This window comes from Pseudomonas sp. UBA6753 (genome assembly GCF_002453565.1).
Classification (GTDB): domain Bacteria; phylum Pseudomonadota; class Gammaproteobacteria; order Pseudomonadales; family Pseudomonadaceae; genus Aquipseudomonas; species Aquipseudomonas putida_Z.
Genome location: NZ_DKHD01000061.1, coordinates 25309 through 41456, shown reverse-complemented (window position 1 = coordinate 41456; position 16148 = coordinate 25309). Strand labels below are relative to the sequence as shown.

General features: G+C 67.4%; 13 protein-coding genes. 12 read left to right on the top strand and 1 reads right to left on the bottom strand.

All coding sequences use genetic code 11. The annotated features are described in order from the left end of the window. The first annotated feature begins 52 nt into the window (after positions 1-52). From B2790_RS24130 to B2790_RS24075, 12 genes are all read left to right on the top strand, one after another. Positions 53-1693, top strand: a complete 1641-nt coding sequence (locus B2790_RS24130; protein WP_286919945.1) for a lipoprotein UxpA — start codon at positions 53-55, stop codon at positions 1691-1693. Beyond that, positions 1690-2115: a pilus assembly protein PilZ gene (locus B2790_RS24125; RefSeq protein ID WP_286919944.1), complete on the top strand. Its 426-nt coding sequence runs from the start codon at positions 1690-1692 to the stop codon at positions 2113-2115. The genes B2790_RS24130 and B2790_RS24125 overlap by 4 nt, the downstream gene beginning before the upstream one ends. A gap of 3 nt (positions 2116-2118) precedes the next feature. Further along, positions 2119-3882, top strand: coding sequence for a type II secretion system secretin GspD (gene gspD / locus B2790_RS24120; RefSeq protein WP_178080713.1), 1764 nt, complete (start codon positions 2119-2121; stop codon positions 3880-3882). Beyond that, on the top strand, positions 3882-5330 hold the full coding sequence (locus B2790_RS24115; RefSeq protein WP_286101861.1) for a GspE/PulE family protein: 1449 nt from the start codon (positions 3882-3884) through the stop codon (positions 5328-5330). The genes gspD and B2790_RS24115 overlap by 1 nt, the downstream gene beginning before the upstream one ends. A gap of 3 nt (positions 5331-5333) precedes the next feature. Continuing rightward, positions 5334-6536 (top strand): type II secretion system inner membrane protein GspF, encoded by a 1203-nt coding sequence (gene gspF / locus B2790_RS24110; protein ID WP_286919943.1) that lies wholly within the window; start codon positions 5334-5336, stop codon positions 6534-6536. 17 nt (positions 6537-6553) lie between these two features. Next, positions 6554-6988, top strand: coding sequence for a type II secretion system major pseudopilin GspG (gspG, locus tag B2790_RS24105; protein WP_013971171.1), 435 nt, complete (start codon positions 6554-6556; stop codon positions 6986-6988). A 3-nt stretch (positions 6989-6991) separates the two neighbouring features. Further along, complete coding sequence (gspH, locus tag B2790_RS24100; RefSeq protein WP_286919942.1) at positions 6992-7429, top strand: type II secretion system minor pseudopilin GspH; 438 nt, start codon at positions 6992-6994, stop codon at positions 7427-7429. Further along, positions 7426-7794, top strand: a complete 369-nt coding sequence (locus B2790_RS24095) for a type II secretion system protein GspI (RefSeq protein WP_025337901.1) — start codon at positions 7426-7428, stop codon at positions 7792-7794. The genes gspH and B2790_RS24095 overlap by 4 nt, the downstream gene beginning before the upstream one ends. A gap of 930 nt (positions 7795-8724) precedes the next feature. Continuing rightward, positions 8725-9396 (top strand): prepilin-type N-terminal cleavage/methylation domain-containing protein, encoded by a 672-nt coding sequence (locus B2790_RS24090; protein WP_349681755.1) that lies wholly within the window; start codon positions 8725-8727, stop codon positions 9394-9396. Beyond that, positions 9393-10469: a type II secretion system protein GspL gene (gene gspL / locus B2790_RS24085; RefSeq protein ID WP_286919941.1), complete on the top strand. Its 1077-nt coding sequence runs from the start codon at positions 9393-9395 to the stop codon at positions 10467-10469. The genes B2790_RS24090 and gspL overlap by 4 nt, the downstream gene beginning before the upstream one ends. Further along, entirely contained in the window at positions 10466-10852 is a 387-nt protein-coding gene (gspM, locus tag B2790_RS24080) for a type II secretion system protein GspM (protein WP_286919940.1), read from the top strand. Before gspL ends, gspM begins: the two co-directional genes overlap by 4 nt. Beyond that, positions 10849-11508 carry a general secretion pathway protein GspN gene (locus tag B2790_RS24075; RefSeq protein ID WP_286919939.1) on the top strand — a complete coding sequence of 220 codons (660 nt, stop codon included), beginning with the start codon at positions 10849-10851 and terminating at the stop codon, positions 11506-11508. The genes gspM and B2790_RS24075 overlap by 4 nt, the downstream gene beginning before the upstream one ends. 110 nt (positions 11509-11618) lie before the next feature. Here the strand turns inward: B2790_RS24075 and B2790_RS24070 are convergent, their stop codons facing one another. Then, positions 11619-16142 (bottom strand): hemagglutinin repeat-containing protein, encoded by a 4524-nt coding sequence (locus B2790_RS24070; RefSeq protein ID WP_286919938.1) that lies wholly within the window; start codon positions 16140-16142, stop codon positions 11619-11621. Positions 16143-16148 lie beyond the last annotated feature (6 nt).

Below are 16148 nucleotides of genomic sequence, written 5' to 3'. Positions count from 1 at the left end.
ACGCCGCAACATCCGGGGCCCTGAATGAACATGGATAAGGATGGCGGGTTCGATGGCAAGCAGTGTGCACAGGCGCGAAGTGATCGGCTGGATGGGTATCGGTGCCTTGGCACCGTTGCTCGGCGCCTGCTCCGCCCTTCCCGGGCAGCAGGGCGGCAATGCCAGCTTCGACCTGCTGTACGTGGCCGACACCCTCGATGCCCGCCAGCCTGGCCAGGCCGTGGTGCCGGCCACCCGCCTGGGGCCGGTCAGCCACCTGGGCCGTGCCCCATGGATGACCGGCAGCAGTGCCAGCATCGCCTACCCGCGACTGGCGCCACTGCTCGATGCCAGCCAGGCTGCATCTGCCCAGCTGGGCGGCTACGCGGTGCTGGCGGCGTTGCTCGAGCAGCTGCGCGGCGAGGCTGGGGCGGGCAACAGCCTGACCCTGGAAAACGGCCAGGGCTGGAATGGCAGTGGCCTGGCCTACCTGACCCAGGGCGAAAGCGGCCTGCAGGGCAGCCAGCTGCTGGGCAGCGAAGCGCGGGTCAGCAGCGACGAGCGCGTGCTGTGGCCACAGCGCAGCTCGGCGCTGTATCGCCAGGCTGGCGCCGTTACCCTGGGCGCCGGGCTGGCAGACACGCAACGCCTGGCGTTGGGCCTGGAAGCCTTGCACGTCTTCGAACGCGGCGGTGCACGTATTGCCGTGGTCGGCTTGACCGACCCCTACGCCCAGGACCAGAAAGCCTCCCTTAAACAGTGGTACCAGTCATTGCAGCCGGTGTTCGAACAAGCCCGGCGCGAGGCCGACCTGGTGGTGGCCATGGCCGATGTCGGTACCGGGCCGGGTCTGTGGCTGGCCGAACGGGTGCCGCAGATCGACGTGCTGCTGTGCGCCCGTGGCCAGGACCTGTGGCCGGAGCCGGTCGAGGTGAGCCAGGCCAGCGGCCGCCGCGTGCCGGTGCTGTTCGCCGGTTGCCGGGGCAGCGGCGCCTTCCGCCTGCGCTGCCAGCGCGTGGCCGGGCTGTGGCAGTTCGACGGGCGTTTCTTCCCGGCCTTTGAGCAACAGCTGGCACCCGCCGCGCAACAGCGTGTCGGGGCATTGCAGGCAGAATTGCGCCAGCAGCGCGCCGGCCACGCGGCCTGGCTCGATCAACCGCTGGCCCGCGCGCCCCAGGCGCTGTGGCGCCGCGATACCCGAGGCGGCAGCTGGGACCGCCTGCTGCATCAGGCCCTGGCCGACGACAGCAGCATGCCGGTGTTGCTGCCGGGCCTGCGTTACGACTACCCGCTGCCCGCCGGGGCGGCCATTACCCGCGAACACCTGATCAGCCTCACCGGTGGCTACCCGGCACCGGTGGTCGAAGCGCCGGCCCGGCAGGTCGAGCAAGTGTTGGAAAACGCCGCGGAGCAACTGTTCGGCGACCCGCTGCTGCTGGACAACAGCCAGGACCTGCCGCGCTGGCAGGGCCAGGCCTGGCGTGTCAGCTACAGCCCGCAAGGCAAGCGCATCAGTGGCCTGGAACCGGTGCAGGGCCTGTGCCGCACCTTTGGCCTGCAATTCGAAACCCAGGCCGGCGAGCCGCTGTGGCAACGGGTCGAAGCCTGGCTCGCACGCCAGGCGAGCGACTGGCAACTGGCGCCGCTGCAACTGCCCGAAGTGCGCTACGTGCAGGGGCACCCGGGCTGGCACCCAAGGCAACTGGCCTCGTGATGCTCGCCTCGCGCCTGCTGACTGGCGCTGGCCTGACCCTGGCCGGCTGGCTGGCCGCCCAGTGCGTGCTGCAACTGGGCCGCCAGCCGCAACCGGCCACTGCGCCCACCGCGCCCGACAAGCCGCTGCCTGGCTTGATGGTCGGCCAATGGCAGGTACCCGTCGACGACGGTGCCATCGCCATCACCCGCCTGCCATTGCAATACCTGGGTGGCCTCAAGGCCCAGCCGCTGGCCTCCAGCGTGGTGGTGTTGCGCTATGGCGAGCAGGTGCGCACCTTGGCCCGCGGTCAGCGCCTGGCACCAGGGATCGTGCTGCAGGACATCGACAGCGATGGCCTGATTTTCAACAACCAGGGGCGGCGTGAACGCCTGCCCTGGCCGCCACGCCCCGCCGTGACCGGCTTCAAGCGGCAAGGATGAACGATGCCTGTTAGATATTGCGTGGCGGCCGCGCTGAGCCTGGCCCTGTCCATGGCCTGTGCTGAAGAGCCAGTATTCGACGACAACGGTACGCCGATGTACGAGGTGAACTTCGTCGACACCGAACTGGGCGAGTTCATCGACAGCGTGTCGCGCATTACCGGCACCACCTTCATCGTCGACCCCCGGGTCAAGGGCAAGGTCACCGTGCGCACCGTCGACCTGCACGACGCCGATGCCATCTACGACATCTTCCTGGCCCAGCTGCGCGCCCAGGGCTACGCCACTGTCGACCTGCCCAACGGCAGCGTGAAGATCGTTCCCGACCAGGCCGCTCGCCTGGAGCCTGTGCCGGTGGAGGCGGGAGGGCAGCAGGGGGAAGGCAGCGACAGCGTGGCCACGCGGGTATTCAATGTGCGCAACGCCGCCAGCGAGCAGGTGCTGGGCATTCTCAAGCCCCTGATCGACCCACGGGTCGGTGTGATCACACCTTATCCGGCGGCGCACCAGTTGGTAGTTACCGACTGGCGCAGCAACCTGGAACGTATCGCCAGCTTGCTGCGCCAGCTCGACCGCCCTCAGGACGCACCAGGCAGCGGCAGTACCCAGGTCATCTACCTGCGCCATGCCAATGCGGGCGAAGTGGTCAAGGTGTTGCGCGGGCTCAGCCAGGAAGGCATGGCGCCCTCTGAAGGTGCGGGCGAAGCAGAGGGCAAGGACAGGCCCGTAGTGCCTGTCGCCGGAGGCTCGGGCATCCGCCTGGAGTACGAAGAAGGCACCAACGCCGTGGTCATGGTCGGCCCCGACAGCGAGCTGGCCGCTTACCGCGCCATTGTCGAGCAGCTGGACATCCGCCGTGCCCAGGTAGTGGTGGAAGCGATCATCGCCGAGGTGTCCGACAGCAGCGCCCAGGAACTGGGCGTGCAGTGGCTGTTCGCTGACGAGAAGTTCGGTGCCGGCATCGTCAATTTCGGCAGCAACGGGGTAAACATCGCCAGCATCGCCGGGGCTGCTGCCAGTGGCGACAACGAGGCCCTTGGCGACCTGCTGTCCAGCACCACCGGAGCCATGGCGGGTATCGGCCATTTCGGCGGCGGCTTCAACTTCGCCATGCTGGTCAACGCGCTGAAGGGCAAGAGCGGCTTCAACCTGCTGTCCACGCCCACCCTGCTGACCCTGGACAACGCCGAGGCGTCGATCCTGGTCGGCCAGGAAGTGCCCTTCGTCACTGGATCGGTGACGCAGAACAACGCCAACCCGTACCAGACCATCGAGCGCAAGGAAGTCGGGGTGAAGCTGCGCATCAAGCCGCAGATCAACGTCGACAACAGCGTGCGCCTGGACATCGTCCAGGAAGTGTCGTCGATTGCCGACACTACGGCTGCCAGCGACGTGATCACCAACAAGCGCGAGATCAAGACCAAGGTCATGGTCGAGGACAACGGCCTGGTGATCCTCGGCGGCCTGATCAGCGACGAACTGAGCACCAGCGACCAGCGCGTGCCGCTGCTTGGCGATATCCCATACCTGGGCCGGCTGTTCCGCTCCGACGCCACCAAGAACACCAAGCAGAACCTGATGGTGTTCATCCGCCCGCGTATCCTGCGTGACGGGCCGAGCCTGGCCGGGCTCAGCGAAGACAAGTACCGCACCTTGCAGCAGACCACACCGCTGCAGTTGCCCGACCTTGCGGATGCGCAAAACGCTACGCCGTTGCTGCAGGTGTTCCCCTCCAGCCGCGCACGGCTGGAAGGCGGTGACTGGTGATGCTGCCTTATCGCCAGGCACGGCAGAGCGGGGTGGCCATGGCCCCTGCGGAGCAGGGCTGGCAGCTATGGTTGCGGCACGACGCCGACAGCGCCCAGTTGCAGGAGCTGCTGCGCGTGCACGGCCAGCCCAGCCTGCTCGAATACCTGGAGCCTGCACTGTTCGACGAACGCCTCGGCCAGCTGTACCAGGCCGGCGATGCTGCCACCGAGGCGCTGATCGAAGGCATCGGCGACCAGGTCGACCTGGACAGCCTGATGAGCGAAATGCCGCGCATCGAGGACCTGCTGGAAAGCGACGACGAAGCCCCGGTGATTCGCCTGATCAACGGCCTGTTCGGCCAGGCCCTGCGCCTGCGCGCGTCGGACATCCACATAGAAACCTTCGAGCAGAGCCTGGTGGTGCGCCTGCGGGTCGATGGCCACCTGCGCGAAGTGTTGCGCCCACCGCGTGCGCTGTCGGCCATGCTGGTGTCGCGGATCAAGGTCATGGCCCGTCTGGACATCGCCGAAAAGCGCCAGCCCCAGGATGGCCGCATCACCCTGCGTGCGGCGGGGCGCGAAGTGGATGTGCGGGTCTCGACACTGCCCGGCATCCACGGTGAACGGGTGGTGATGCGCGTGCTCGACAAGCAGGCCAGCCTGCTGGCGCTGGGCAACCTGGGCATGCCGGCGGCGGTGTTGCAGGGCCTGCGCAGTTGCCTGGCACGGCCCAACGGCATCGTGCTGTCCACGGGGCCGACCGGTTCGGGCAAGACCACTACCCTGTATGCCAGCCTCAACAGCCTCAACGACGGCAGCCGCAACATCCTCACTGTCGAGGACCCGGTGGAATACGCTATCGCCGGCATCGGCCAGACCGCCATCAACCCGCGTGCCGGGCTGACCTTTGCCAGCGGCCTGCGCGCCATCCTGCGCCAGGACCCGGACGTGATCATGCTCGGCGAAATCCGTGACCAGGAGACCGCGCAGATCGCCGTACAGGCCAGCCTCACCGGCCACCTGGTGTTGTCCACGCTGCACACCAACAGTGCGGTGGGCGCGGTGACCCGCCTGCGCGACATGGGCATCGAACCGTTCCTGATCGCCTCGTGCCTGCGCGGCGTACTGGCCCAGCGCCTGGTGCGGCGCTTGTGCAGTTGCGCCGTGGCGCACCCGCTGCAGCCGGCGGAACGCGACCTGTGGCCCGAGCTGGCGGCGCTGGGCAGCAGCTACCACGCGGTGGGCTGCGAGCAGTGCCAGGGCAGCGGGTATGTCGGGCGCCTGGGCCTGTATGAATTCATCGAGCTGGATGCCGGGCTGATCGGCCTGTTGTACGACGGCGCCAGTGAACTGGCCATGCAGGCCTACCTGGCCGAGCGCCGGCAGAGCCTGGTGGCGATGGCCAGCGACTGCCTGGCCCGTGGCGAGACCAGCCTGGCCGAAGTACTGCGCGTGGTGCAGGGCTGAGCCATGCCGACCTATCGCTACCAGGCCGTCGACCTCGCCGGCAAGACCCACAAGGCCAGCTTGCAGGCCGACAGCGAACGTCATGCCCGCCAGTTGTTGCGTGAGCAGGGCCTGTTCGCCCGCCACTTGCAGCGTCACGAAGCCGGCACCCGGCAACCCCGGCGCCAGCGCCTGAGCCGCGCCCAGCTGTGCGAACTGACTCGTCAGCTGGCCACCCTGACCGGTGCCGGCATCCCTCTGGTCGACGCCCTGGCTACCCTGGAACGGCAACTGCGCCAGCCCGCCCTGCACAGTGTACTGGTGGCCTTGCGCGGCTCGTTGGCCGAAGGCCTGGGCCTGGCCCGCAGCCTGGCGCGCCAGGGGGCACCGTTTACCGGCCTGTACTGCGCGCTGGTCGAGGCCGGCGAGCGGTCCGGGCGCCTGGCCCAGGTGCTGACCCGCCTCGCCGACCACCTGGAGCAGGTTCAACGACAGCAGCACAAGGCACGTACCGCGCTGATCTACCCCACCGTGTTGATGGGGGTGTCGCTTGCCGTGGTGGTAGGCCTGATGGCCTTCGTCGTACCCAAACTCACCGAACAATTCGCCCATGCCGGGCAGAGCCTGCCGCTCATTACATCGCTGCTGATCGGCCTGAGCCAAGGGCTGGTGCAGGCCGGGCCCTGGCTTTTGGGGCTGGCCCTGTTGCTCGGCGCGCTCGGCGGCTGGTTGCTGCGCAAGCCGCACTGGTGCCTGCGCCGCGACCAGCTGCTGCTACGCCTGCCACATATCGGCAGCCTACTTCAGGTGCTGGAAAGCGCGCGCCTGGCACGCAGCCTGGCAATCCTCAGCGGCAGCGGTGTGGCCCTGCTCGAAGCTCTGCAAGTGGCCACCGAAACCGTCGGCAACCGGCGTATCCGCCTGGCCATGGAGCAGGTGCGCCAGCAGGTGCAGGGCGGCACCAGCCTGCATCGCGCGCTGGATGCCAGCCAGCAGTTCCCGCCGCTGCTGGTGAACATGGTCGGCAGCGGCGAGGCCAGCGGCACTTTGGCCGACATGCTCGAGCGCGTGGCCGACGACCAGGAGCGCGGCTTCGCCCGCCAGGTCGATACCGCCATGGCGCTGTTCGAACCCCTGATGATCCTGGTGATGGGCGCTGTGGTGCTGTTCATCGTGCTGGCGGTGCTGTTGCCGATCATGCAACTCAACCAGGGCCTGCAATTGTGACGACAAGGAGTACTGCCATGCAGCATCGACGTAACCGCCAGCGCGGTTTCACCCTCATGGAAATCATGGTGGTGATCTTCATCATCGGCCTGCTGATCGCCGTGGTCGCGCCCAGCGTGCTGGGCAACCAGGACAAGGCCATGAAGCAGAAAGTGATGGCCGACCTGGCCACCCTGGAGCAGGCGCTGGACATGTACCGCCTGGACAACCTGCGCTTCCCCAGTAGCGAGCAGGGCCTGGCCGCGCTGGTGAAAAAGCCGGCCCAGGAACCGCTGCCACGGGCCTGGCGCAGCGACGGCTACGTACGCCGCCTGCCGGAAGACCCGTGGGGCACCCCGTACCAGTACCGCATGCCCGGCGAGCATGGCCGGGTCGACGTGTACTCGCTGGGCGCCGACGGCCTGCCGGGCGGCGAAGGCCAGGATGCCGACCTGGGTAACTGGGAGCTGTAACGGGTGCGCCGTCAGCGGGGCTTCAGCCTGATCGAATTGCTGGTGGTGCTGGCCATCGCCGGGCTGATGACCGGATTGGCGGTGGCCGGGTTCGGCAACAGCCAGGCCAGTGTCGACCAGGCGCTGCAACGGCTGGCGAGCGAGACCCGGGCGCAGGCCGCTCTGTCCCGGCATGCCGGGCAGCTGCGCGGGCTGCGCTGGAATGGCCAGCGCCCGGAGTTCGTCCGGCGCGAGGGTAATGGCTGGGAGGTCGAAGCTGTCGCCCTTGGTGACTGGCCCAAGGGCCTGCGCCCGGACTGGCCGGCCAGCCCACAGCCGCGCCTGTTGTTCACCCCGCATGGCTGGGCGCAACCGGGCAACGTGCGCTGGCGCTGGGCCGATGGCAGCCAGCAATGGGCCTGGAGCCGCGATGGCCGCTTGCAGGTGGTGGTCGCCCCATGAAGCGGCATCAGCGTGGCTTCACCCTGCTTGAGGTGACCGTGGCCCTGGCGATTGCCGCGGTGCTGGCGGTGATCACCAGCCAGGTTTTGCGCCAGCGCCTGGCGGTGCAGGACAACCTGCAGCAACACCGCCTTGGCCTGCTATGCGCGCGAGAACTGCAAACCCGCTTTGCCGTCGAGCAGTACTGGCCGGCGGCAAACCAGGTTGGCGGTGAACTGAGCCAGGGCGGCCAGCGCTGCCACTGGCAACTGCAGCTGCGCCGCACCGGCGTACGCGACCTGCGCCGTGGCGAGCTGCTGTTGTTCGCCGACCGCGACCAGCGCCTGCCGCTAGGCCAGTACACCGTGTTCTTGGAGCGGCCATGAGTTACAGAAACCGTGAAGCTTGCGCGGTCCCAGTGGGAGCGGGCATGCCCGCGAAGCAGGCGACGCGGTGTATGGCACCGGCTGCGCCGGTGTTCGCGGGCACGCCCGCTCCCACAGAGGCCCAGTTCCTCCCCCGTGCAGATGCCAGCCGCTGGAGTGCTCATGAGTTACAGAGATCGTGAAACTTGTGCGGCTCCTGTGGGAGCGGGCATGCCCGCGAAGCAGGCGACTCGGTGGATGGCACCGGCTTCGCCGGTGTTCGCGGGCGCGCCCGCTCCCACAGAGACCCAGTTCCACCCCGCGCAGGTACCTGCCGCTGGAGTGCTCATGAGTTACAGAGATCGTGAAACTTGTGCGGCTCTTGTGGGAGCGGGCATGCCCGCGAAGCAGGCGACTCGGTGTATGGCACCGGCTTCGCCGGTGTTCGCGGGTGAACCCGCTCCCACAGAGACCCGGTTCCACCCCGCGCAGGTGCCTGCCCCTGGATCAGCCGTGAGTGACAGAGATCGTGAAGCTTGTGCTGCCCCTGTGGGAGCGGGCGCGGCCCCGGACACCCGCGGGGCACTTAACACCCCATTTCGGGGGGGGCCGCCCCCCCCCNNGGCACCGGCTTCGCCGGTGTTCGCGGGCGCGCCCGCTCCCACAGGGGCCCAGTTCCACCCCGCGCAGGTGCCTGCCCCTGGAGCGGCCATGAGTTACAGAGATTGTGAAGCTTGCGCGGTCCCTGTGGGAGCGGGTTTACCCGCGAAGCAGGCGACTCGGTGGATGGCACCGGCTTCGCCGGTGTTCGCGGGCGCGCCCGCTCCCACAGGGGCCCAGTTCCACCCCGCGCAGGTGCCTGCCCCTGGATCAGCCGTGAGTGACAGAGATCGTGAAGCTTGCGCGGTCCCTGTGGGAGCGGGCATGCCCGCGAAGCAGGCGACTCGGTGTATGGCACCGGCTTCGCCGGTGTTCGCGGGCGCACCCGCTCCCACAGGGAGGGCGCATACTCGTCAGCCTTGGACCCTGCCGAGCAAGCACCGCCAGGCCGGCCTTACCCTGATCGAGCTGATGGTCGCCCTGGCACTTACTGCTGTGCTCGGCATCATGCTCGCCGCCCTGGTCAACGGCTGGCTCAAGGTTCGCGAGCGCCTGCAGGTCACCACGCAGGAAACCTCGGTGCTGGACTTCTGCCTGGCCTTGGAGCGTCGCTTCGACAGCCCGGTAATGCGCCGTGTCTACGACCAGCGCCTGCCCTTGGCCAGCCGCTGGCTGGACTGGCAACCGGCAAGCAAACAGTTGCTCTGGGTCGCCAGCACCGGCATGCCGGAAGCCGAGGGCGGCTCGCGCCTGCAGCGCCAGCGCCTGCGCTTCGAGGCCCGCGAACAGCGCCTGCTGCTGGAAAGCTCGGCCGATCTCTATGCCGCCGCCGCCCCACGCTGGGTCCAGCGCGAGCGGCTCGACCGGGTCAGCGCCATGAATGTTCTTTATTACCAGGGCGGCCGCTGGCTGGCCTGGCCTTCCGACCAACCTGCGCACCCCGGCCGTGGCGTGCGTCTGGAACTGCAGCGTGACGGAGCACCCTATGTCTGCACCTTCGCCCTCCCGTGGGGGCGCTCATGAAGTTTGAAAGGCGGCGGCGCAGCCCGGTCCAGTCGTGGTTGTTGCTGCGACCAGGCGTTGTCTGGCACTGGGCGCTAGCCGAGGGCGGCCTTGTGCAACGCCATGGGCAGGGCGAGCCCCCGGCGAACCTGCAGGCCCGTGTGGCGTTGATCCTGCCTGCCGAGGCGTGCAGCTACTTCCGCGTGCCGGCACCGCCGGGGCTCAAGCGTGAAGAATGGCCGCTGTTGCTCGAAGACCGCTTGCTGCAGGCAGTCGACGAGGTGACATGCGCCTGCCTGGCCCGCGACCCCGGCCATCTTCGGTTACTGGTAGTGGCCCGTCAGCAACTGGAGGACTGGCGCGGGCAGTGCGCCGAATGGGGCTTGCAGGTGGCACGTTGCTGGGCAGAACTACAGCTGCTGCCGCCCCCCGAGTCGGGACATGCCTGGCAATGGCAGCGCACACCCAGCATGTATTTGTACAAAGGGCTGGCCGAAGACAGGCAGGAGCACTGGCTAGTCTGGCCGGACGCATTGGGCGAGGTGCCACGGCAACCGTGGGCGGAGCTGCAAAAGGTCGCGCTGAGCGGCGACTGGCCCAGTACGCTGGCACCGCTCGATTCATTGCCCGGCCTGTTCGAGCGTACCCGCAAGGTGCGTTCGCTACCGGTGGTGTCCCGGCTGCAGCAACGCTTGCTTGCGGCCTGCCTGGTACTGGCTGCCGTCTGGGGCGGGCTGTGGTTGAGCAAGCAGTGGACCCAGGCACAACTCTGGCGCAGCCAGGTCATCGCCGTCACCGGTGAGCAGGCCAGCCCCCGGCACGCCGCGCAGACCCTCAAGCGCCTGCGCGAAAGTGAATTGCAACAGCAGCTGCGCACGCGCCAGCTCGAAGACCTGCAGACGATGTTGCAGGCCTGGCTGCGTGACCACCCCGGCTGGCGCCTGCAAGCGGTGCGTTTCGATGGCCAGCGTTGGCACCTGCGTCTGGAGGGTGAAGGCAGTGCGCCGCCATGGAGCGAGATGGCAACAGCTGCCGGGGCCTCGGTCCAGGTGCAGGACGGCCAAGTGGTATTCGACCTGGGAGCAGCCTCATGAACCGGGACTGGGTACAGCGTCATCGCTTGAAGTTCGCCTGGGCACTGATTGCCCTGTTGCTGGCCTTCCTGGCCCTGCGCACAGGCCTTGCGCAATGGCGCGAGCTCAGCCAGTGGCGCGGGCTGGCCGAACAGGCCGCCAGCCTGCAAGGCGGCCCGGGGTTGAACCTGGAGCGGCTCCGACAGTCGGCCCAGGCGCGGCAGATCGAACTGGCCGAGGTCGATGCGCAGGGCAAGACCTGGCAACTGCGTGGGCAGGTGGCCGACGAGCGAGTGCTGCAAGGCTGGTTGCAGGTCCTGCGTGCAGAAGGCGTACAGCCATTGCAGTGGGGGCTGGAACAGCATGAAAAGAGATTGCGCTTCGACCTGGTGGTGCGGCCATGAGTCGAAGAAGTGTGGCGTGGGTGCTGCTGGTTTTCGCCGTGACATTGCTGGTGGAACTGCCGGCCAGCTGGGTGGTGCGCGGGATAGGACTGCCAGAGCGTGAGGTCAGCGGCAGCCTGTGGCAAGGCCAGGCGCAGCAACTGGGGCCGGTCGGGCCATTGCGTTGGGCGGTGCAGCCCTGGCGCATGCAGGCGAACGCGCAGCTCGGCTTCCAGGGCCAGGCCTGGCAGTTGCGCGCCGAAGGCTGGCCATGGCGCTGGCGGCTGGAGGCGACAGCCATGGGGGCCCAGGCGACGGTGGCGACGGATTACCGCTTGGCCGGCCAGTGGCAGGGCACGTTGCGGGTGCAGGGGGCAGGGCGGCAATGCCGTGCCAGCGAAGGCCGCATGACGGTAACCGACCTTGCCCTGAGCGAGCCCTGGTCACTGGGCCTGGGGCAGGGCTGGCTGGAAATGGACTGCCGCAGCGGCTGGCATCTGCGCGGGCAGTTGGTGCAGCAGGGGCAGCATGAAGTGGCCGTGGATGCCGACCTGCCCGCGCGACGGGCGCAGGTGGTGGTCGAGCTGCAGCCGGAGGCGGCGCTGACGCCTTTGCTGCGTGGGGTGCAGTGGCTTGGACCGCAGGCGCTGGCAGGGCAGCGGGATTTGCGCTGGTAGACAGGTGTTATCGCCGGCAAGCTGGCTTGCCGCTCCTACAACCAATCAACTGTCTGGCCCAAATGCTAAAAGAGGGCACGAAGCCCGTGCCCTCCAGCGCGGCGCCTGCTTCAGTTTTTCTTGCCCTGCACACTCGAAGCCCACTGCTCACTGCGATTGTGCCCACTGGTCCTCAACAACCCCAGGTCCAGTGCATTTTCCCCATCCGCCGCACCCTTGCCCTTGGCCAGCTCGGCCACCGCCGTGCCCAGGTCCACCGGTGAGTTGGACGCATCGATCGACACATCCCGGCGATAATCGTTACCGCTCAGTGTTTCCCGGGTAACCGAGTTGGCGTCGAGCACCACATCGCCTTTGGCCGACTGCAAGCGTGCCCCCACCAGGCGAGCGTTGCCACCAACCTGCAGGTCGATACCGTCGCTACCTTTGAGCGTGGTCTGCTGGCCTACGCTGTCGCGCTGTGCGTGCGACACGTCGAGGCTGAAGGTGGGCGAGAGCCCCGGGTCTGCCTTGCTCAGTGCGGAGCCAGCTTTTTTATCCACCTTGCTCCCCAGCGGCCCTGCCACCGAAGTGGCCGCGTTGACGTAGCCTCGCGGGTTTTTCTCCTGGCTCAGCCGGGCATCGCCTTTCACGCTCAGGGTATTGACGTTGTCCTTGCGGCTGGCGATGCGCAGGTCGCCGTCGATCACTCCATCGATACGCCCCGTCTCCAGGGTGACGCCTTCGAGGCGGGTATCGCCACGGCTTTGCAGGTCGATGCGCTCGGCGCGCAGGTCGCTGGCGTTCCAGGTGAGGTTGTCGCGCTTGTCGAGCTCCACCTTGAGGCGGCCATGCAGGCCGCGGGTGTCGACCGCGCCCTTGGCCATGTCGAAGCCGGCCCCGGCGGTGATGTCGAGGTTGTCACGTCGCTCCTGGCTGGAGGACGCTTCCACCAGCATGCCGCCATTCGATGCGTCGAGGGTTATCTGTTCGGCCGAGGCCTGCAGGCCCTCAAGGTGCAGGGCGACATTCTCGCGGGCGCTGCTGCCCAGGGTCACTGTGCCGTTGCTTGCGAACAGGGCATTCACCGCCTGGCGTGCCTCTTCGTCCTGCTTGCCGGTGCTGAAGTGGCCGCCGATGGCACCGCCCTTGGTGTTGCCAGCCTTGACCGCCAGCTCCACGCCGCCACCCATCTTGGCACCGGTAGCGTTCTGGGTGTCGCTGGCCGCCTTGACCTGCAGCCGACCGCCGCTTTGCAGTTGAATGTCGCCGGTCTTGGCCTCACGGCTGCCAATGCGGGTGCCTTCGAGCAACAGGTCGCCGCCACTGCTCAGCTGTACCTGGCCCTTGGCGTCGATCTGCGCCACCTGGGCCTTGCTCTGTGTGCTCTGGTTCTGGCCGTGGTCGAGGTAGCCCCGGCCATCGACGCCGGTGCTGCCCGGGCGGTTGCCGACCTTGGCCCAGGCATTGCCGTCGAGCTGGCGTGACTGCTGTTCGGTCTGGTCGTTTGCCTGTGGCAATGTCAGCGAACCGGCACTGCTGATGACCACGCTGCTTTCACCGCCATCGATGCGCGTCCCTTCATAATGGCCAGAGCTGCCCAGTTGCACCTGGATGCCCTGTTGCCCATACAGGCTGCCGGGTACGGCGCTGCTGGCGCTGTCCTTTTTGTCCAGCGAGCCGCCTTTGCCGGCGGCGCGTGCATTCAGGTCTTCGCCGGTGCTGGTGTCCAGGCGCATATCGCCGCCGTAGGCCAGGCGTTGCACGGTATTTTCCTGGGTGTTCTCGGCCGCCTGCATCTGGTGTTGTCGGGCCTCGATCTGCAGCTTGCCAGCGTTGGCGCGCCACGCGGTGCCTTGGTCGGTGATGTTGTCGGCCTTGACTTCGACCTTGGCCCCGGCCAACTCGCTCACCTGGGCAAAGCCGCGGCGCTGGTTTTCCAGGCGCTTGAGGTGGTCCACGGTCATGTCGGCGCCAACGCTGGGCGGCGCCATGGCGTCTTCGGGGGAGGCTTGCTGGAAGCGCGCGGCTTCTTCGCCCAGCACCAGGCGTTCGATGGGGCGGGTAAGGTCGCGGTACTCGACACTGGCGCCGAGGCTGCCCGACCAGTCGTCACGGCTTTGTTCACGTTCCTCGGTATCCTGCACCGCGCGGTTGTCGATGCGTTTTGCCGTCACCTGCAGGGTGTTGCCGGCCTTGACGCGTGCGGCCTCTGTGACCAGTTCATCGCCATTCAGCTTCAGGTCGCCGCTGGCCTGCAATGTGCTGCGTTGCACCTTGCTGTCGCGTTCGGTCTGCACCTGGCGGTTGTGATGGCCTTCGAACAAGCTGCCCAGCCGGTCGATGCCGCCGGTCACCGTCAGGCCGCCTCCACTGTTGGTGGTGCTGGTGGTTTTGTCGCGGTCGTTGCGGGTTGCCCCCAGGGTCACCTTTTGGGCCTGCACATCGAGGTCGCCTGCGGCGGCCTTCACCGTGGAACCGTTGACTTGCAGGTGAGCCCCGCTGCCAAGGCTCACCGAAGCGCCCTCTAGCTCACTGGCGACCTGGCTGGTGGTGTGCTGCTTGCTGCTGGTGGTGGCGACGTCATAGGCAATGCCGGCCGAGTACTGGCGGGACTCGGGCTTGCCATCCTCGGCCTCCTGGGTCTGCTTGGCGCTGGCAGTGAAACCACGTTGCTGGTTGCGGGTTTCGCGCTCGTCAACCGCTTGCGCGCTGGTAATCAGCAGGTCGCCCTTGGCCTCTACCTGCAGGTGCCCGCCCGCTGCGACCTTGGCGCCCTGGATGCGCATTTCCTCGGCGCTGGCCAGGCGCAAATTGGTGGCCGAGCTGACGTCGCTGGTAAGTACCTGTTGCGTACGCTCGGTGTTCTCGCGGTCGCTGCCAATCAGGCCGAACAGCTTGCTGTCGCTGGTACGGTCGGTGGTGGTGGTGCGGCCATGGTCGGCTTCGATGGCCAGTGCACCTTTTGTGCTGTAGAGCACCGCGTCCTCCTTGCCGTGCACGGTACTGCCCTTGATGGCAACCTGGTCAGCTACCACGGCCAGCTTGCCATCCGCCGTGACACTGCTGCCGGCTACGGCCTGGCCTTCGCTGTCGTTACCCTTGCGGTCGCCAAAGAAGGTGCCGGATACCAGGTCGCCGCGATAGTCGCGCCGGGTACCGCGCTCCTGCAGGGCGGTGGTACCGATGGTTGCCTCCTTGGCTTCGATCGCCATGTCGCCGCGGCTGTGCAGGCTGCTGCCCTTCACATCGACGGTATTCTTGGCCTTCAGCGTCATGCGCTGGGCCTGGAGCGCACTGCCTTGCGCGGTTTCCTTGTACTGGTCGGTATCGCTGTCACCGCGCCACAAGTCCTTGCGGTGGCGAACCTGCTCTTCGGTGTGCTGGCTGTCGATGCCGGCAGCGATGGCCAGGTTGGCGCCGCTGTCGAGGGTCAGCTCATTGCCAGCATCCACCTTGGCAGCCACCAGGCGCATGTCGTCAGCGGATTGCAGCAGCACGCCGTCCTTGCCTTGCAAGCTGCTGCCCTGTTGCTGCTGCTGGGTGGTGGTGGTTTCGCGGTTGTAGGTTTCGCGGGTGACGAACAGGAACTTCTTGTTCCAGCTGTCGCTGTCGCGCTCGATGTTCTCGCGGGTCGTGGCGTCCAGCGTGAGCTTCTTGCCGGCCTTGGCCTCGATTCGTCGAGCTTGCCCATCGACGGTTTCGAGTGTCAGGTCATCGGCAGCAGTCAGCCGCAGATCGCCCTGTTCGCTGTGCAGTTCGACGGGGTTGTCGGCCTTGCCGCTGACTTGCAGGGCGCCGGCCGACTGGATGTCGACCCCGTCGATACCCAGCAGCTGCGATGCCCCCACACGCACACCGGCACCTTCTGCGGTGCTCACCACGCGAATGCGCCCGGCGCGCATGGCGCCGAACAGGCTGGCATCGATGCTGGACGGGGTGCCGGGCAGGTGTTCGACAATTTCGCCGCTGGTGCTGTCGATGCGGTTGCGACCGACGGTGATATCGATGGAGTTGCGCGCCATCAGCAGACCTTTGCCGTCCACGCGCGGGGCGATCAGATCGAGGGCGCCGTTGGGGTTGCGCTGGCCGCCCTCAAGCACTTGCAGGGTACCGCTGGCGTTCAGCGTGTCGAGGTACTTGAGTTGCTGGCCTTCGAACTCAGGAGTACCCACCACGAAGCCGGCGCGTGTGGTGTTGATGAAACTGCCGCCGTTGAGGGTGATGCCGTTGGGGTTGGCCAGGATGTAGTCGGCCGGGCGGCCGAAGATTTCCTGCGGCCCTTCGATCAGCGAGGCGTTGCGGCTGACCACTTCGTTGAGGATGGTCGAGGCGGCCTGGCCCTGGAATTGCGGGTTGGCCGCCAGGGCACCGGCCAGCTCCGACTGCCCGGCCTGGGTGGCATTGTTCAGCACCACCCCGGAGCGGTCGACGTTGTAGTCGAGGAACTGGTTGTGCGACAGCCCTTTGCCGTTTGGCGCGACAATATCGATGACCGGGACGCCGTGGCCGTCGTTGATGACCGGTGTGCCGCCGGGGCCGCTGGTTGCTGTCAGGCCGCCCTGGGCCAGTGCGGCGCCGGGCCCGAGCAGGGCGAGGAAGATGGCCCAGCGCAAGGTATCTGGGCGGGAAGACGACTGCGAGAGTGTTTGCATGTTCTC